Raw genomic sequence first — 17,864 nt, forward strand, 5'->3', positions numbered from 1 at the left:
CAAGTGGAGACGGCCGATCTGCTGGCTCGCGACGCGATCGCGCTGGCGTCTGCATCGGCGCGTGCGATCCTCGGCATCGCGGGCAGCCCCGGCGCGGGGAAGTCGACACTGGTGGACGAACTTCTCGTGCGCATCCGCGCCGAGATGGGCGACGACTGGGTCGCCCACGTGCCGATGGACGGCTTCCACCTCGCCGATGCGCAACTGGACCGGATCGGTGCGCGCGACCGCAAGGGCGCGCCGGACACTTTCGATGTGGCCGGCTATGCGCATGCGCTGGAGCGGGTGCAGACCGAGGCCGACGATCCGGTGTACGTGCCCGGCTTCGACCGCACTCTCGAACAGCCGTTGGCGGCCGCACTGGTCGTGCTGCCGACCGCGCGGCTGGTCGTCACCGAGGGCAACTATCTACTGCTGGACGAGCCGCGCTGGCAGCGGGCGCGCCGCGCAATGGACGCTGTCTGGTTCGTCGCGTGCGAGGAGACCACCCGGGTCGAGCGTCTGGTCGCCCGGCACATCGAATTCGGCAAGAGCGCGCAGGCCGCCCGTGATTGGGTGGCGCGCACCGACCAGCGCAACGCGGAACTGGTCGAGGCCACCGCGGGCAGGGCGGACCGCGTCATCGCGGGAGTGACCCGCGGCTAGCGACACCCGTCGAATACGGCACGATGGTGCACGTGGCCGACGAAGTAGATGCAGCCGACCCCGACCTGCTGATCGACTTCGCCAAAGTCTCGTTACGTCGTGGCGGCCAGACCCTGGTCGGACCGATCACCTGGGCGGTGGAACTCGACGAGCGCTGGGTGGTCATCGGGCCGAACGGCGCAGGGAAGACGTCGTTGCTGCGCATCGCGGCCGCCCAGGATCACCCGTCCTCGGGCACCGCCTTCGTGCTCGGCGAGCGGCTCGGCCGCACCGACATGTCCGAGTTGCGGTCGCGGGTCGGGCTGTCGAGCTCGGCGTTGTCGCAGCGCATCCCCGACGGTGAGGTGGTGCGCGACCTCGTCGTCTCCGCCGGTTACGCGGTGCTGGGCCGCTGGCGCGAGCAGTATGACGACGTCGACTATCACCAGGCCATCGACATGCTGGAAAGCGTCGGGGCTGAGCACCTCGCCGAGCGCACCTACGGCACCCTGTCCGAGGGGGAGCGCAAGCGGGTGCTGATCGCCCGGTCGATGATGACCGATCCCGAACTGCTGCTGCTCGACGAGCCCGCGGCGGGCCTCGACCTCGGCGGGCGCGAGGAACTGCTCGCCCGACTCGAAGACCTCGCCGAGGATCCCGACTCGCCTGCGCTGGTGCTCGTCACCCACCACGTCGAGGAGATCCCACGCGGGTTCTCACACTGCCTGATCTTGTCGGAGGGCAAGATCGTCGATTCCGGTCTGCTGCCGGACACGTTGACGTCGGAGAACCTGTCAAAGGCGTTCGGGCAGTCGATCGCCCTCGACATCGTCGACGGCCGCTACTTCGCGCGTCGCACCCGCAGCAGGGCGGCGCACAGGAGAAGAGAATGACAGATCCGTTGGTGCCGCGGCCCGCGGCGACCGTGATGCTGGTGCGCGACCGGGGCCCGGGCCTCGCCCGGGGAATTGAAGTCTTTTTGATGAGGCGCCCCTCCGCGATGGATTTCGTGGCGGGCGTAATGGTTTTCCCCGGCGGCGGCGTCGACGACCGCGACCGCAACGCCGACATCGCCTGGTTCGGGCCGGAACCCGGTTGGTGGGCAGAGCGGTTCGGCGTCGAACCGGATCTGGCCGAGGCGCTGGTGTGCGCCGCCGCCCGCGAGACGTTCGAAGAGTCGGGTGTGCTGTTCGCCGGGCCCGCCGACGATCCGGACGGGATTGTCAGCGATGCGTCCGTGTACCGCGCTGAGCGGGCCGCGCTTGAGGACAGGTCGCTGTCGTTCGGCGAGTTCCTGCGCAAGGAGAACCTGGTGCTGCGCGCGGATCTGCTACGGCCATGGGCGAATTGGGTGACGCCGAAAGAGGAGCGCACCCGCCGCTACGACACGTACTTCTTCGTCGGCGCGCTGCCGGAGGGACAGCGGGCAGACGGCGACAACACCGAAACCGACCGTGCGTTCTGGACCACGCCGCAGGCCGCGCTCGACGAATTCGCCGACGGTAAGACGTTTCTGCTGCCGCCGACCTGGACGCAACTGGATTCGCTCAACGGCCGGACAGTCGCCGAGGTGCTTGCCGTCGAACGTCAGATCGTCGCGGTAGAACCGCATCTGGCCGCCGACAAGGACACCGGCAACTGGGAGATCGAGTTCTTCAACAGCGACCGCTACAACGCCGCCCGCAACCGTCGGGCACCCGACGGATACGCCTGATGAACGAGTTCGTCTCCATCCACACCAGCGATACGCAACCCGGCATCGCGACACTGTTGCTGTCCCGACCGCCCGGCAACGCGCTGACCCGCCAACTGTATCGCGAGATCGTTTCCGCGGCAGCCGATCTCGGGCAGCGCGAGGACATCAACGCGGTCATCGTGTTCGGCGGCCACGAAATCTTCTCGTCCGGTGACGATCTGCCCGAGTTGAGCACGCTGAGCGCCGACGAAGCCGAGGTCGCCGCAACGGTGTGCCGGGAGGCGGTCGATGCGCTGGCCGCCGTGCCGAAGCCGACGGTCGCGGCGATCACCGGCTACGCGCTCGGCGGTGGCCTTAACCTCGCGCTGGCCGCGGACTGGCGGGTGGCGGGGGACAACGCGAAGTTCGGCGCGACGGAGATCCTCACCGGCCGGGTACCGCAGGGCGGCACCGCCCGCCTGGCGCGCACCGCCGGCGACAGCAAGGCCAAGGACCTGGTGTTCACCGGCCGGTTCGTCGACGCCAAGGAGGCCCTGGCGATGGGTCTCATCGACGAGATGGTGGCCCCCGACGGCGTCTTCGACGCCGCGCTGGCCTGGGCGAAGCGGTTCCTGGACCATCCGCCGCAGGTACTGGCCGCCGCCAAGGCAACGTTCGACGTTTAGGCTGCCCTGTTATGACGACTATCGACCCGGTCCCCAACCCGCACGCCACCGCGGAGCAGGTCGAGGCCGCCCGACACGACTCCAAGCTGGCCCAGGTGCTGTATCACGACTGGGAGGCCGAGAGCTACGACGAGAAGTGGTCGATCAGCTACGACAAGCGCTGCGTGGACTACGCCCGCGATCTGTTCGACGCGACCGTGCCCGAAGAGGAACTGCGCAAGCTGCCGTATGACCGGGCGCTGGAGTTGGGCTGCGGCAGCGGGTTCTTTCTGCTCAACCTGATCCAGGCCGGTGTGGCGCGGCGTGGTTCGGTGACCGACCTGTCGCCGGGCATGGTGAAGGTGGCCACCCGCAACGGGGAGAACCTCGGCCTGGAGATCGACGGCCGCGTCGCCGACGCCGAGGGCATCCCGTACGACGACAACACCTTCGATCTGGTTGTCGGCCACGCGGTGCTACACCACATCCCTGACGTGGAACTGTCGCTGCGTGAGGTGGTTCGGGTGCTGAAGCCGGGCGGCCGCTTCGTGTTCGCCGGTGAGCCGACGAACGCGGGGGAGAACTACGCGCGTCCGCTCTCGACACTGACGTGGCGGGCGGTGACCAATGTGACGCGGCTGCCGGGACTCGGTGGTTGGCGTAGGCCGCAGGCCGAACTCGACGAGTCCTCACGCGCGGCCGCGCTGGAGGCGATCGTCGACCTGCATACGTTCTCGCCGGACGATCTGGAACGCATGGCCCGCAACGCAGGTGCCGTCGACGTGTCAACCGCGACGACCGAGTTCACCGCCGCGATGCTGGGCTGGCCGCTGCGCACCTTCGAGGCCGCGGTGCCGCCCGGCCGATTGGGTTGGGGCTACGCGAAATTCGCGTTCCACAGCTGGATCACGCTGAGCTGGATCGACCACAATCTGTGGCGTCGGGTGGTGCCGAAGAGCTGGTACTACAACGTGATGGTGACCGGGGTCAAGCCGTCGTAGCGTTTCGTCTCGCCGATGTCGGCTACCTGAGTTCCGACGCCGGTGCGCGGGACTTGGCGGCGGTCAGTTCGCTGCCGTTGACCGACGCGTCGTTGGTTGCCGATATCGCCTCGGCGCGAAAGCGTTTCGGCGACCGCGCCGCGGTGCTGGTGGAGACCACGCTGTTGCGGCGCAGGGCGGCCGCCAAGTTCGACGACCCGTCGCGCTGGCTGTTCACCGACGAGGCGCTGCAGCAGGCCACCGCGGAAAAGGTGGCGGTGCACCGGGCGCAACGGCTGGTCGGGTTGACCGTCCACGACGCGACGTGCTCGATCGGCACCGAGCTTGCCGCACTGCGTGATTCGGCGGCATACGTCGTCGGCAGCGACATCGATGCTGTCCGGCTGGCAATGGCCGCGCACAATGTCCCCGGCGTCGACCTGTGTCGCGCCGATGCGCTGCGACCCGTCACCCGCGACGCCGTCGTGATCGTCGACCCGGCCAGGCGCAGCGGCGGACGGCGCCGCTTCAATCCGGCCGACTACACGCCGCCCCTCGATGCGCTGCTCGACGTCTACCGAAATCGTGAACTGGTCGTAAAGTGCGCGCCCGGAATCGATTTCGACGCGCTGGCTGGACTGGGATTCCGCGGCGAGGTCGAGGTGACCTCGCTGACGGGCAGTGTGCGAGAGGCGTGCCTGTGGTCGGCAGGCCTGGCCGAAGCGACCCGCCGCGCGACGATGCTCGACACCAGCGAAACCATCACCGACGCCGACCCCGACGACTGCGAGGTGGCGGCGGCGGGCCGGTGGATCGTCGACCCCGACGGCGCGGTGGTGCGCGCAGGTCTGGTGCGCCACTACGCCGCCCGGCACGGGCTGTGGCAGCTCGACCCGGACATCGCCTACCTGTCCGGTGATCGACTGCCCGACAACGTGCGAGGGTTCGAGGTGCTCGCGGAACTGACCTACAGCGAACGGCGACTGCGCCAGGCGCTTTCGGCGCGCGACGTCGGCGCCGTCGAGATCCTGGTGCGTGGCGTCGACGTCGACCCTGACACGCTGCGGACGCGTCTGCGGTTGCGCGGCAGCAACTCCGTGTCGGTCGTCATCGCCCGGCTCGGGTCCGGGGCCGCAAGCCGGGCAACGGCATTCATTTGTCGCGCGTCCCGGTAGGCGGCCACGTACCCTGGTAGCAATGCGCCGGTGCCGAAGCCGGTGCCGGCTCGCGAGGACGTCGACGATGCGCATTCTCAGGGTGGCCGCGATTCTCGCGGCCGCTGTCCTGCCTGCCGTGCTCTGCGCCTCGCCGGTCGCGGCGCAGACCGCCTGCGCCGACCTGAACGGCACGGTCGGACCGGACGGTGTCTGCACGGTGCACGCCTCGAACGCCACCTACACGCTGGACATGACGTTCCCCAACGACTATCCCGATCAGCAAGCGCTGACGGCATATCTCACCCAGGCGCGCGACGGCTTCGTCAACGTCTCGGAGATGCCGGGGTCCTACAACCTGCCCTACGAACTCGACGCCAAGGGAACCGGATACCGCTCGGGTTCCCCGACGGCCGGAACGCAGAGCGTGGTGTTCACCATGTGGCAGAACGTCGGCGGTGTGCATCCGCAGACCTGGTACAAGTCCTTCAACTGGGACCTCGGCAAGAACGCGCCGATCACCTTCGACACCCTGTTCAAGCCGGACGCCAAGCCGCTGAACGTGATCTATCCGGCCGTCGAGCAGTATCTGCAGAAGCAGCAGGGCCTGATCGACGGCATCCCCGCCAGCGTCGGACTCGATCCCGCGAAGTATCAGAACTTCGCGCTGACCGACGATGCGCTGCTGTTCTTCTTCGGCCAGGGCGAATTGTTCGCGGAGTCGGCGGGTCCCGTCGAGGCGTCGGTGCCGCGCGCGACGGTCGCGTCGCTGTTGGCCTAACGCTCCGGCACGAAGCCGTACACCTGGCCGTCGCTGGTGGCGGTGACGACACGGCCGTCGTGGTTGACGGAGACGCCGACCGGCCAACCCGTCGCCTGGGGCAGGGGATAGGAGTTCACGGTGTGGCCGTCGGCGGGGTCGAAGACCACGAGCGCCTGGCCGGTGTCGCCCTCCTTGGCCACGGTGTAGGCGACCGCGCCGCCTGCCCGACTCGACGTGGTCAGCGGTGCGACGTCGTCGCGTGTCCACACCACCTCGGCCTTGTCGCCGCCGTCGCGGACCGCGATCAGCTTGGCGCCGGGCCCGCCGCCCGCGACGATCAGCCCGTCGGGTGACACCGACGGTGGCGTCTGCGCCAGATAGCCAAGCGGGACAGACCATTTCGCCTTGCCGTCGGCGGCGTTGAGCGCCCACAGGTGTTGGTCGCGGCCGTTGACGTACACGGTCTTGCCGTCGGCGGACAGCACCGGACTCGCGATCGGGCCCTCTCCCACCGCGTCGCTGGACCATTCGCGGCTCAGCGACGCCGGATCACCGGATCGGTAGCGAAGGCCGACCAGCACCGGAGCAGCGGCGTTCGGTTCCCACAGGTTGACGACGATGATGCCGGTGTCCAGCGAGAAAGCGGGCGCCGCGGCGACCGGGCAGCCGCGTCGCGCCGGTTGGCAATCGGCCAGCCCGCGTGCGGAATCGGTCGGATCCAGACCGGTCAGCAGGTCCAGCGTGCCGACGACCTCCCCCTTGTGCGCGTCGAACACCAGCACCTGGCCCAGATGCGTCACCACCAGCAGTTGGCCTGGCGCGAGAATCCTTGGGGTGGTGGGCATTCCGATGACCGGCCGCCGCCACCGGATCCACTGCGTCGGCGGGAAGGACAGCATGGCGCCTGGCTGGCCGACGTAGACGTTGTCGAACCCGTCGAACAGGGGACTGGACATTCCGCCGCCCTGCCACAGCCGGGTGCACCAGCGTTGCCTGCCCTTGTTGTCGGTTTCCCACACCATCAACGAACACCCGGCGGGCGATTGCGCGTTGACGGCCAGGTAGCTGCCCGAGCCGAGCGCCGCTTGCGCGCCCAGGGTGCCCTTGACCGAGCGGCGCCATTCCAGGCGCAGTCGCTCGGCGCCGGCGACCGGCGTGTAGCTGCTGTTGGCGGCGTTACCGAACTGGGCGGGCCAGCCGTCGGCGGCATGCGCCTCGACCCAGGAATCGGTGGTCCCGCAACCGGCCAGTACGCCCGTGATCAGCGCCGTTGACGCCAGCACGATCAATCGCCGGAACACTCGATCCTTCCCGTTCCTATCGTTGGGTCCACGTGAGGGTAACCGCTCGACCCGAGAGTGCTCGCGTAGGCTTTCCGGCCATGACGACGATGTGGGGCGCGCCGCTGCACAAGCGCTGGCGCGGGTCCCGGTTGCGTGACCCACGTCAGGCCAAGTTCCTGACCATCGCTTCGCTGAAATGGGTGATCGCCAACAAGGCGTACACACCGTGGTATCTGGTGCGCTACTGGCGGCTGCTGAAGTTCAAGCTGGCCAACCCGCACATCATCACCAGGGGCATGGTCTTCCTCGGCAAGGGCGTGGAGATCCAGGCGACGCCCGAATTGTCGACGATGGAGATCGGCCGGTGGGTGCACATCGGCGACAAGAACACGATCCGCTGCCACGAGGGCTCGCTGCGATTCGGCGACAAGGTGGTGCTCGGCCGCGACAACGTCATCAACACCTACCTCGACATCGAACTGGGTGATTCGGTGCTGATGGCCGACTGGGTCTACGTCTGCGACTTCGACCACAAGATGGACGACATCAACGTGCCGATCAAGGACCAGGGCATCGTCAAGGGTCCCGTGCGCATCGGGCCGGACACGTGGATCGCCACCAAGGTCACCATCCTGCGCAACACCACGATCGGCCGCGGCTGCGTGCTCGGTTCGCACGCGGTGGTCAAGGGCGACATCCCGGACTTCTCGATCGCCGTGGGCGCCCCCGCGAAGGTGGTCAAGAACCGCAAGCTGTCGTGGGAGACGTCGGCTGCCGAGCGCGCCGAGTTGGCCGCCGCGCTGGCCGACATCGAACGCAAGAAGGCCTCCCGCTAGCGTCGGCCGCGTTCACTCTGCACCTAGGCCGGCAATGTTCGAGTCGTATGCGCCCTGAGCGCAGATTCAAACGACGTCCGCCCAGTCGATGCCGAACCAGTCGGCCAGCGTGGTGCGGCCGTCGTCGGTGACCGTCAGGGCGCGTCCGCGCGGGACCCGCTTGACCCAGCCCGCATCGAGGAACCGGTCGAACATCGCGCGGCCGAGGCCGCCGGACAGGTGATGGCGCTGTTCGGTCCAGTCGACGCAGTAGCGCACGAGAGGCCGCTTCCCCGTTGGCATTTCGACGCCGATGCCGGTGAGGAACTGTCGACCGGGATCAGTCAGCTCATACGTCAGGTCGCGGCCCGGCTTGCTCAGCGCGTCGTGGCCGTCACGGTCCGGGTCATACCGCCCGTCGCCGCCGACCAGCGCCCCGCGATCCAGCAGGCTGCCCATCACCGCGACGCCGAGGCGACCCGCGACGTGGTCGTAGCAGGTGCGGGCCGCGCGCAGGCGGGCTGCTCGGGTGCCGTCACGCAGCGAGCGGACCGGCCGCGACGGCGCCAGCCGTGCCAGGTGCTCGAGCAGCGCGCCGACGTCGGGACCACAGAGCCGGTAGTAGCGGTGCCTGCCGTGCGTCTCGACGGTCAGCAGGCCTGCGGCGGTCAGCTTGTGGAGATGGCTGCTGGCCGTCGGCCTGCTGATGCCGGCCTCGTCGGCGAGCACGCTCGCAGGCAGCGCCCGGCCGTCGTCGAGGGCGAGCAGCACCTTGCACCGGGCCGGGTCGGCCAGCAGCGAGGCCACGGCGGCGATGTCGGCGTCGCCGGTGGCCGGAAGTTCGGCGGCCTCACGCATGGCTGAGCTCCTTCCGTTTCGGTGTTTCGGCCCGCGCCCAGCGCAGCGCCACCGCGGCGCCGATCAACTGCACCACGCCGCCGATCGCGACGGCTGCCTGTGCGCCTAAGGCGGCCATGGCGCTACCCAACACCGCGACACCGACAGTGATACCCACCAGACGCGCGAGGTTCACCACGCCGGAGGCCAGCCCGGCCCGCTGCAGCGGCACCGCCGCCATTGCCAGCCCGACTGCCGGGCCGGTGGTCAGTGCCAGGCCCGCGCCGGCCAGCACGAAGGACAGTTCGATCAGCCACACGTCGGCGTGCGGTCCCACCGCTGCGTACACCGCCAACCCGGACGCCATACAGGCCAGCCCGCCCGCGATCGGCAGGCGCGGCCCGGTGCGGTGCGCCAACGCATTCACGGCAGGGATGAACACCAGGTAGGTGACCGGAAGCGGCACGAACCACAACGCGGTCGCCAACGCGCTGGCGCCCCGTTGTTGTTGGAACGCAAAGCTGTTGACCAACAGCAGGCCGTAGATGCCGAAGGTCATCGTGAACGTGGCGATCAGCGCGGCGACGAGGCCGCTGCTGCGGAACAGGTCCAGCGGCAGCATCGGATGGACCACCCTTCGTTGGCTCGCGATGAACGCGGCGATGCCTGCGGCGGCGACGACAGCCAGTGCGACGGTCCACCCGGGCGTCATCGTCCGGCCTTCGACCAGCACGATGGTCAGCACGCCGAGGCCGAGCATCGCCAGCGTCTGACCGGGGACGTCGAATCGCGCCGCGTCCGGATCGCGTGATTCGGGTAGGTGGCGGTACGTCATCAGCAATGCGACGACGCCGACGGGCGCGTTCAGCCAGAAGATGTAGCGCCAACCGAGGCTGTCGGTCAGCACGCCGCCGAGGACCGGCCCGACCGCGCTGCTCAACGCGGCCGCCATCGCCCACGCCGCGGTCGCGCGTGCGCGTTCGACGGGGTCGGGGAACGCGGCGGCGGCGATGGCCAGGCCCTGCGGCAGCATCACCGCCGCGCCGACGCCCTGGACGGCGCGGGCCGCCAACAGCAGCGGCAGAGACGGTGCGAGCGCGCACATCAGCGACGCGGCGACGAACGTCGCCAGTCCGATCCGCAGCAGCGTGCGTCGGCCGAACTTGTCACCAAGCGATCCGGCGGTCAACAGGACCGCAGCGAAGGTGACGTTGTAGGCGTCGACGGTCCACTGCGCGCCGGTGATGCCGCCGCCGAGATCGTCGCGGATGGCGGGCAGGGCGAGGTTGACCGCGTTGGCGTCGATCAGGCCGACGAAAAGTCCGAGGTAGGCGGCGATCAGGGTCAACGCGCTGTCGAGGTTGAACCTTGTCGGGTGCATATCCGCACGCTAGGTGCGGAATGATTCGATGCCCGTCGAACTGTCAGCGGTGGGGCAGCGGGCGCTCGACGATGATGCGTCGCCGGTGCGGTTCGCGTTCGCGCCGTTTGGCGGCGAGGTAGACCTGGGCGGTTTCGTCGGCGACGGTGTGCCAGTCGAAGTCGTTGCTGAGCCGTTCGCGGGCGGCAATCGCCATGCGCTGCGCGGCTTCTGGATCGTCGAGCACCGCCCGCACGGCCTTGGCCAGGCCTGCGACGTCGCGTGGCGCGAACGACATGCCGGTCTGCCCGTTGATCACCGCCTCGCCGAGTCCGCCGACGTTGGAGGTGACCAGCGGGATGCCGGTGGCGGCGGCCTCCAGCGCGGCGATTCCGAACGGTTCGTAGTGGCTGGGCAGCACGCACGCGTCGGCGGTGTGCAGCAGCTGCACCAGCCCGTCGTGGTCGAGTCTGCCGACGAACGTTGTCGCCTTGGCCACCTTGTGTTTTCGCGCCTGCTCGACCAGCCAGGCCAGCTGCGTGCCGTCGCCGGCGATGGTCAACGTGGTGCCGGGGTGGGTGCGCCTGATCCGGGGCAGCGCGGCGATCGCGTCGTGAATGCCCTTCTCGTACTCGAGTCGGCCCAGATACATCAGATGCGCTGGCCCGCTTCGGGTTTGGCGACGCGCGAACGGCCACAGCGCCGCGTCGATTCCGTTGCGGATCACCCGTGTTTCGACCAGTCCCGGGCCGAACAGTTCGGTGATCTCGTCGCTCATGGACGCCGAACACGTGATCAGCGAATCGGATTCGTGTACAAGCCACGATTCGACGGCGTGTACCTGGCGGCTGATCGGACCCGACACCCAGCCCGAATGTCTGCCCGCCTCGGTCGCGTGAATCGTGGAAACCAGTGGCACGTCGAAGTATTCGGCGAGCGTGATGGCCGGGTGGGCGACCAGCCAGTCGTGGGCGTGTACGACGTCGGGGCGCCACGGCCGCTTGCGCCTGTCCTTGATGACAAGGCCTGCGCGGACCATCGAATGCCCCATCGCCAGCGTCCATGCCATCATGTCGGTGCCGAAGTCGAACTCGTGCGGATCCTGTGCGGCGGCGATAACCCGTACGCCCTCGGCGATTTCGTCGGTCGACGGGTGTGTGCTCGGGTCGGTGCCGGTCGGTCGGCGGCTCAGCACGACGACCTCGTGGCCAGCCGCGGCGAGTGCCGTCGCCAAGTTGTGGACGTGTCGACCGAGTCCGCCGACGACCACCGGCGGGTACTCCCACGACACCATCAGAACTTTCATGCGCGGCTCGCGGGGGTCATCGGGGTAACCGCCTGGCGTCGAGGGCGCCGAACAATCCGTCGGCGCGGTTCCAGCCGTCGGCGAGCCGCCGGGCATGCTCGCTGCGGCCTGATGCCAGCGCGTCGGCGATCTCGCGGGTGGCGTGCGCGTGCAGGTGCGCCCGGTAGCGGGCGTAGTCGGCGGCCGAATCCTTGCTGACCATGAAGGGCCAGTCGCTGGACACCGTCAGCAACGTCTCGCGCAGAATCTGGTCGGCGACGAAATTGCGGGCGGGCGGCGTGTCGGTCTCGCCGAGCGCCTTGTCGACGGTGGTCAACGCGGTGTCGACGACCTCACCGTTCAACTGCACCAGGTCGGCGACCTGCTCGCCCGCCCAGACCTGCCAGTCCTTGCCGGAACCCCAAGAGCTGGGCGGCAATTCGACCGGTGTGCCGACGAACCCGTCGGCGACGGCGTCGGACAGCGTGCCGACGCGCACCCCGGCCGCGGGCAGCGCGCGCAGCACCCGCTCCAGCCAGACCGGGCCCTCGTACCACCAGTGCCCGAACAGTTCGGTGTCGAACGCCGCGATCACATGCGCGGGTCTGCCGATCCGTTCCGATTCGCTGATCAGCCGGTCGCGCACCAACGCGACGAAGTCGGCGACGTGCGCGTCGACGGCGTGGTCCGCCCGCACGGGGTCATACGGCGCCTTGGCGTCCGACGGCACATTGCGGCCGGTGACGCGGGCGGGTTTGAGCCCGGTGACGTGGTCGTAGGTGTGGAAGTCGCGATACGCGGCGTGGCCGGGATAGCCGGACTTCGGCGACCAGACCCGGTAGCTGACCTGCAGATCGCGGCCGAACGCCACGACATCCGATTCGCCGACCGGGCGGCCCAGCGCCGTATCGCCGTGCAGCGACGGCCCGTCGACCATGAAGTGGCCGACACCCGCTGCGGCGTAATCGGTTTCCATGCCGGGCGCGTAGGCGCACTCCGGCGCCCAGATGCCCTTGGGCGTGTGCGCGAAGCGCTGACCGGCGTCGGCCAAACCCTCCCGCAACGCGAACTCGCGCAACCGCGGATTGAGCAACGGCTGGAACGGGTGCGACAGCGGGCCGCCGAGCAACTCGATGGTGTCGGCGTCGATCAGCGAACGCAGCAGCGGGCTGCCGCCGTGCCGCCACAGCGTGGCGAATTCGTCGAGTTCGCGTTCCGCCTCGGCGTGCTCGCGAATGCCGAACGTGCGCAACGGCTCACGCAGCGTCGTGGCCTCCAGCGCACGCAACCGCCAGTTGGCCAGCCAGTGGTGCATGCCGGACAGGCAGTACGGGTCGTCGAGTTGCGCGGTGACCACCGGCGTCATCCCCAGCGTCACCAGGTGCCGTCGGTTTTCGTCGGCGAGCGTGCGCAGCACCCGCATCAACGGCAGATAGGCCGCCGACCACGACTGGTAGAGCCACTCCTCGCCGACCGGCCAGCGGCCGTGGTGCGCCAGCCACGGTAGGTGGGTGTGCAGGACGAGGGTGAAAAGGCCCGGAGCCGGAGGGCCGGCGACATCGGAGCCCGGAGCCGGAGGGCCGGCGACATCGGATCGGGGAGCCGGAGGGCCGGCGACATCGGATCGGGGAGCCGGAGGGCCGGCGACATCAAATCGGGGCACTGAACGCGTCACGGGCGCACCGCGATTGCGACCAGGTCCAGGCTGTCGTCGATGTTCCCGTCGGCTGTCAGGTCGAAGTCGTCGATGGTCACCGACGCGACGTCGGCGAGTAGATCCGCCGGCCACGGTGCGTCGGCCAGCGCCCTGGCGATCTGGGCGTCGATGATCGACCCGCCGTGCCGGGCGTCGAGTTCGGCCAGGCCGGGACCGTGGAAGACGCCGAGCATCGACTCCATCGAAAAGCCGCCCGCCGTCAACAGTTCGGTCAATTCGGCGGCGTTGAGTTCGCGGGTGTGGAACGGGTTGATCGGGGTGTCGCGGCCGGGGGAGAAGGTGATCCGGTTGGGCGTCGACATCAGCAGCACACCGCCGGGCCGCAGCACCCGGTGACACTCGGCAACGAATTGCGCCTGATCCCACAGGTGTTCGATCACCTGGAAGTTGACCACGACGTCGACCGCGCCGTTCTCCAATGGCAGCTCGGCGAGGTTGCCGTGCCGCATCTCGACGCGCGGATAGCGGGTGCGCACGTGCGCGACCGCCGACTCGTCGTAGTCCAGCCCGATGACCCGTCGCGCCTGCTGCGCGATCAGGTCCGCGCCGTAGCCCTCGCCGCAGCCGGCCTCGAGCACGTCGCGGCCGGCGCACCGGTCGGCCAACCGGGCATAGACCACCTCATGGCGGCGGAACCAATAGTTCTCCTCCGCCAGCCCGGGAATCGTGCGTTCGCCGGTCAGGGGCAACGCAGCCCCTTTGTCCGGGGACCCAAGCGGCGGGGCCGATTCCCCGGTCGCGTTGCTTTTGCCCGCCGAACCGGTAACGAATGAGGCGCTCATTGCAAGGCAGGCTAACGCGGATCGGCCCGATGGCGAACGGTTCGCCGACTACGGGCTGCTAGAACGCAAACTTCGACCAGCTATGGTGTTCGTGCGAACCACCACAAGTTACCGGCGGGTAACATGGTGGCTGTTGCTTCAAACGTGGTAAAGCAGGCCGGTCGCCCGGTCTCTCCGAGGAGGACGAACCAGAGTCATGACGAACATCGTGGTCCTGATCAAACAGGTCCCTGACACATGGTCGGAGCGCAAGCTGTCCGACGGCGACTTCACTCTCGACCGGGATGCGGCCGACGCTGTGCTCGACGAGATCAATGAGCGTGCCGTCGAAGAGGCGCTGCTGATCAAGGAGAAGGAAGCCGCCAACGGCACCGAGTCCACTGTGACAGTGCTCACAGCCGGACCGGAGCGTGCCACCGAGGCCATCCGCAAAGCCCTGTCGATGGGTGCGGACAAGGCGGTGCACCTGCTCGACGACGGCATGCACGGCTCGGACATGGTGCAGACCGGCTGGGCGTTGGCCCGCGCGCTGGGCACCATCGAGGGCACCGAACTGGTGATCGCCGGTAACGAGGCCACCGACGGTGTCGGCGGCGCGGTTCCCGCGATCATCGCCGAGTACCTGGGCCTCCCGCAGCTCACCCACCTGCGCAAGGTGTCCGTCGAAGGCGGCAAGGTCACCGGCGAGCGCGAGACCGACGATGGTGTGTTCACCGTCGAGGCGCCGCTGCCCGCGGTGGTGTCGGTCAACGAGAAGATCAACGAGCCACGCTTCCCGTCCTTCAAGGGCATCATGGCCGCCAAGAAGAAGGAAGTGACGACGCTGACGCTGGCCGAGATCGGTGTCGAGGCCGATGAGGTCGGCGTCGACAACGCCGGCTCCAAGGTCACCGCGTCGACCCCGAAGCCGCCGAAGACGGCCGGCGAGAAGGTCACCGACGAGGGCGACGGCGGCACCAAGGTCGCCGAGTACCTGGTTGCTCAAAAGATCATCTAGCCGATAGCCCCACAGACCGAGAAAGACTCAGAAGACACATGGCTGAAGTACTTGTGCTCGTCGAGCACGCTGACGGCGCGGTGAAGAAGATCACCGCCGAACTGATCACCGCCGCCCGCAGGCTGGGTGAGCCCTCCGCGGTCGTGGTGGGCAAGCCGGGCACCGCTGCGGCGCTGACCGACGCGTTGAAGGAGGCGGGCGCCGCGAAGATCTACGTCGCCGAGTCCGACGACGCGGAGAACTATCTGATCACCCCGTACGTGGATGTGCTTGCCGCGCTTGCCGAGTCGGCCACCCCGGCCGCTGTGCTGCTGGCGGCCAGCGCGGACGGCAAGGAGATCGGCGGCCGCCTGGCCGCCCGCACCGGTGCCGGCATCCTGACCGACGTCGTCGACGTCAAGGAGGGCGGCAAGGCCGTTCACTCGATCTTCGGTGGTGCGTACACCGTCGAGGCCGAGGCCACCGGCGACACCCCGGTGATCACCGTGCGCCCCGGCGCCGTCGAGGCCGAGCCCGCCGCGGGCGCCGGTGAGGTGGTCAACGTCGAGGTGCCCGCGCAGGCCGAGAATGCGACGAAGATCACCAAGCGTGAGCCCGCCGTCGCAGGCGATCGTCCAGAGCTCACCGAGGCCACCGTCGTGGTGTCTGGTGGCCGCGGCGTCGGCAGCGCCGAGAACTTCAGCGTGGTCGAGGAATTGGCCGACTCGCTGGGTGCGGCCGTGGGTGCGTCGCGCGCCGCGGTCGACTCCGGCTACTACCCGGGCCAGTTCCAGGTGGGCCAGACCGGTAAGACCGTGTCGCCGCAGCTGTACATCGCGCTGGGCATCTCCGGTGCCATCCAGCACCGCGCAGGCATGCAGACGAGCAAGACGATCATCGCGGTGAACAAGGACGAAGAGGCGCCGATCTTCGAGATCGCCGACCTCGGCATCGTCGGCGACCTGTTCAAGGTCGCACCGCAGCTGACCGAGGCGATCAAGGCCCGCAAGGGTTAGCTTTTTCGCGCAGAGCCCCTGGACACGTCGGTGTTCGGGGGCTTTTGCGTATGCGGACCAAGACTACGGACTTTCAAGGGTTCGACCGCGGCCCCGGGAGCGTCACTGTTGACGCATGAAGATCGCAGTCATCGGGGCCACGGGCCTGATCGGTTCGAAGGTGGTCACCCTCCTCGAGGGTGACGGACAAGACGTCGTCGCGGCATCCCGCGCGTCCGGTGCGGACGTACTCACCGGCGAAGGACTGGCCGAGGCGCTCGCGGGCGCTGACGTCCTCGTCGACCTCACCAACTCGCCGTCGTTCGACGATGACCCGGTGATGGACTTCTTCACCCGGTCGTCGACAAACCTGGTCAACGCCGCCAAGCAGTCCGGCGTCGGCCATTACGTCGCGCTGTCGATCGTCGGCGTCGACGGGCTGCCCGACAGCGGCTACATGCGGGCGAAAGTGGTGCAGGAGAAGACGATCGTCGACTCCGGGCTGCCGTACACGATCGTGCGCGCCACCCAGTTCGAGGAGTTCGCCGCGGCCATCGTCGGTTCGATGGACGCCGGCGACGAGGTGCACACGCCGGACGCGTTGATCCAGCCGATCGCCGCCGACGACGTCGCCGCCGAGGTGGCCCGCGCCGCGGTCGCCGGGCCGGCGGACAGCGTCGTCAACATCGGTGGACCGCACAAGATCTCATTCGCCGACCTGGCCCGGCGGGTGCTCACCGAGCAGGGCGTCGACAAGCCCGTCGTGGTCGACCCGGACGCCACCTACTTCGGCACTCCGTTGCACCGCGACAGCCTCGTCACCGCCTGATCACATCGAATTCGACTGGAGGACAAAATGTTCGACACCGCTGAGCTGATGAACGCCATCACGACGATCCAGACCGTCAAGCCGCCCTTCATCCCCGACGACGCCGAGGTGATGACGTCGATCATCGAATGGCCTGCAGGTAGCGCGGGAGCGCCGCCGCACCGCCACCCGGGCGGCCCCTCGTTCGGCTATGTGCTGGAAGGCGAGATGCTCTTCGAGTTGGAGGGCGAGGCGCCACGGGTGATCAAAGCCGGAGAGGCGTTCTGGGAGCCGGGTGGCGACGTCATCCACTATTCCGATGCCAACAACCGCACCGATGTGGCGCTGCGGTTCCTGGTCACGATGGTCTGCACGCCGGGTGTGCCGATGCTCGTCGTCGTCGACGACGACGAACTCGAACAGCGCAAGGACCGGCGCGTCCCACGATCATGACCGAGTTCGACGATGTCGTGCGGCAACGCCGGTCCATCCGAATGTTCCTGCGCGACAAGCCCGTTCCCCGCGAACTGCTCGACGAGGCGTTCGCCCTGGCGATGCGCGCACCGTCGAACTCCAACGTGCAGCCATGGCGGGTGTTCGTCGCGTCGGGGAAGCGGCGGGACCGGCTGGTCGAGGCGCTTCTCGAGCAGGCGGCCGTCGAGTTGCCGGTGACCACCGGCATCCCGGAGAGCTACCTGCCGCTGCGCAGGGAACTCGGCGCGTTGGTCTACGGCTCGATGGGGATCTCGCGGGACGACATGGCGGGCCGGCGAGTTGCCCAGCTGCGCAACTGGGAGTTCTTCCGAGCCCCGGTGGGTGCCGTGGTGTGCATGCACCGCGACCTGGGCACGGTCGACGGCGTCGGGGTCGGCATGTTCCTGCAGACCCTGGTGCTCGCGCTGACCGAGCGCGGGCTTGGCACCTGCGTCCAGGTGTCGATCGCGGCATACCCGGAGATCCTGCGGGCGCATCTGGACATCCCCGAGGAGCTGAATGTGCTGTGCGGCCTGTCGATCGGGTATCCGGACCCGGCGTTCCCGGCCAACAGCCTCGACACCCCGCGCAATCCGGTCGAGTCGAACGTGGTGTTCCTGGATAGCTGACGACCCACGGGTCAAGTCGTCACCCAGCGCTCACGGACACGT

19 protein-coding genes are annotated in these 17,864 nt (G+C 68.6%); 13 read left to right on the forward strand and 6 right to left on the reverse strand.

What is annotated here, in order from left to right:
- Positions 1-3: 3 nt before the first annotated feature.
- The 7 genes from C1A30_RS15675 to C1A30_RS15705 all read left to right on the forward strand — a co-directional run bounded on the left by C1A30_RS15675 (position 4) and on the right by C1A30_RS15705 (position 5,879).
- Positions 4-645, forward strand: coding sequence for a nucleoside/nucleotide kinase family protein (locus C1A30_RS15675; protein ID WP_101950232.1), 642 nt, complete (start codon positions 4-6; stop codon positions 643-645).
- A gap of 32 nt (positions 646-677) precedes the next feature.
- Positions 678-1,517: an ABC transporter ATP-binding protein gene (locus C1A30_RS15680; RefSeq protein WP_369974129.1), complete on the forward strand. Its 840-nt coding sequence runs from the start codon at positions 678-680 to the stop codon at positions 1,515-1,517.
- Positions 1,514-2,338, forward strand: coding sequence for an NUDIX hydrolase (locus tag C1A30_RS15685; protein ID WP_101949153.1), 825 nt, complete (start codon positions 1,514-1,516; stop codon positions 2,336-2,338). The genes C1A30_RS15680 and C1A30_RS15685 overlap by 4 nt, the downstream gene beginning before the upstream one ends.
- Positions 2,338-2,985, forward strand: coding sequence for an enoyl-CoA hydratase (locus C1A30_RS15690; RefSeq protein WP_101949154.1), 648 nt, complete (start codon positions 2,338-2,340; stop codon positions 2,983-2,985). Before C1A30_RS15685 ends, C1A30_RS15690 begins: the two co-directional genes overlap by 1 nt.
- An 11-nt stretch (positions 2,986-2,996) precedes the next feature.
- Positions 2,997-3,965 carry a class I SAM-dependent methyltransferase gene (locus tag C1A30_RS15695; RefSeq protein WP_101949155.1) on the forward strand — a complete coding sequence of 323 codons (969 nt, stop codon included), beginning with the start codon at positions 2,997-2,999 and terminating at the stop codon, positions 3,963-3,965.
- Positions 3,899-5,119 carry a class I SAM-dependent methyltransferase gene (locus C1A30_RS15700; RefSeq protein ID WP_160112755.1) on the forward strand — a complete coding sequence of 407 codons (1,221 nt, stop codon included), beginning with the start codon at positions 3,899-3,901 and terminating at the stop codon, positions 5,117-5,119. Before C1A30_RS15695 ends, C1A30_RS15700 begins: the two co-directional genes overlap by 67 nt.
- Before the next feature lie 67 nt (positions 5,120-5,186).
- Positions 5,187-5,879: an esterase gene (locus tag C1A30_RS15705; protein ID WP_101949156.1), complete on the forward strand. Its 693-nt coding sequence runs from the start codon at positions 5,187-5,189 to the stop codon at positions 5,877-5,879.
- Here the strand turns inward: C1A30_RS15705 and C1A30_RS15710 are convergent.
- Complete coding sequence (locus C1A30_RS15710) at positions 5,876-7,162, reverse strand: PQQ-binding-like beta-propeller repeat protein (RefSeq protein ID WP_101949157.1); 1,287 nt, start codon at positions 7,160-7,162, stop codon at positions 5,876-5,878. The two genes, C1A30_RS15705 and C1A30_RS15710, sit on opposite strands and share 4 nt — an antisense overlap.
- A gap of 80 nt (positions 7,163-7,242) precedes the next feature.
- Here C1A30_RS15710 and C1A30_RS15715 point away from each other — a divergent pair, with 80 nt between their 5' ends.
- Positions 7,243-7,980, forward strand: coding sequence for an acyltransferase (locus C1A30_RS15715; RefSeq protein WP_101949158.1), 738 nt, complete (start codon positions 7,243-7,245; stop codon positions 7,978-7,980).
- 66 nt (positions 7,981-8,046) lie between these two features.
- Here C1A30_RS15715 and C1A30_RS15720 read toward each other — a convergent pair whose 3' ends face one another.
- From C1A30_RS15720 to C1A30_RS15740, 5 genes are all read right to left on the reverse strand, one after another.
- Positions 8,047-8,817, reverse strand: coding sequence for a helix-turn-helix transcriptional regulator (locus C1A30_RS15720; protein WP_101949159.1), 771 nt, complete (start codon positions 8,815-8,817; stop codon positions 8,047-8,049).
- Positions 8,810-10,177: an MFS transporter gene (locus C1A30_RS15725; protein WP_101949160.1), complete on the reverse strand. Its 1,368-nt coding sequence runs from the start codon at positions 10,175-10,177 to the stop codon at positions 8,810-8,812. The genes C1A30_RS15720 and C1A30_RS15725 overlap by 8 nt, the downstream gene beginning before the upstream one ends.
- 43 nt (positions 10,178-10,220) lie before the next feature.
- Entirely contained in the window at positions 10,221-11,462 is a 1,242-nt protein-coding gene (locus C1A30_RS15730) for a glycosyltransferase family 4 protein (RefSeq protein WP_200828276.1), read from the reverse strand.
- A gap of 16 nt (positions 11,463-11,478) precedes the next feature.
- Positions 11,479-12,960, reverse strand: a complete 1,482-nt coding sequence (locus C1A30_RS15735) for a glycoside hydrolase family 57 protein (RefSeq protein ID WP_101950235.1) — start codon at positions 12,958-12,960, stop codon at positions 11,479-11,481.
- 152 nt (positions 12,961-13,112) lie between these two features.
- Positions 13,113-13,940 carry a bifunctional 2-polyprenyl-6-hydroxyphenol methylase/3-demethylubiquinol 3-O-methyltransferase UbiG gene (locus C1A30_RS15740; RefSeq protein ID WP_235009926.1) on the reverse strand — a complete coding sequence of 276 codons (828 nt, stop codon included), beginning with the start codon at positions 13,938-13,940 and terminating at the stop codon, positions 13,113-13,115.
- 196 nt (positions 13,941-14,136) lie between these two features.
- Between C1A30_RS15740 and C1A30_RS15745 the strand changes: the two genes are divergently transcribed.
- From C1A30_RS15745 to C1A30_RS15765, 5 genes are all read left to right on the forward strand, one after another.
- The gene (locus C1A30_RS15745) at positions 14,137-14,937 is read left to right on the forward strand and encodes an electron transfer flavoprotein subunit beta/FixA family protein (protein ID WP_101949161.1); all 801 of its coding nucleotides are present in this window, start codon (positions 14,137-14,139) and stop codon (positions 14,935-14,937) included.
- Between the two features lie 38 nt (positions 14,938-14,975).
- Complete coding sequence (locus C1A30_RS15750) at positions 14,976-15,932, forward strand: electron transfer flavoprotein subunit alpha/FixB family protein (RefSeq protein ID WP_101949162.1); 957 nt, start codon at positions 14,976-14,978, stop codon at positions 15,930-15,932.
- A 115-nt stretch (positions 15,933-16,047) separates the two neighbouring features.
- Positions 16,048-16,740 (forward strand): SDR family oxidoreductase, encoded by a 693-nt coding sequence (locus C1A30_RS15755; RefSeq protein ID WP_101949163.1) that lies wholly within the window; start codon positions 16,048-16,050, stop codon positions 16,738-16,740.
- A 27-nt stretch (positions 16,741-16,767) separates the two neighbouring features.
- Positions 16,768-17,172 (forward strand): cupin domain-containing protein, encoded by a 405-nt coding sequence (locus C1A30_RS15760; protein ID WP_101949164.1) that lies wholly within the window; start codon positions 16,768-16,770, stop codon positions 17,170-17,172.
- Positions 17,169-17,822, forward strand: coding sequence for a nitroreductase (locus C1A30_RS15765; RefSeq protein ID WP_101949165.1), 654 nt, complete (start codon positions 17,169-17,171; stop codon positions 17,820-17,822). Before C1A30_RS15760 ends, C1A30_RS15765 begins: the two co-directional genes overlap by 4 nt.
- The last annotated feature ends 42 nt before the right edge of the window (positions 17,823-17,864 follow it).

It is taken from the genome of Mycobacterium sp. 3519A (assembly GCF_900240945.1).
Classification (GTDB): Bacteria; Actinomycetota; Actinomycetes; order Mycobacteriales; family Mycobacteriaceae; genus Mycobacterium.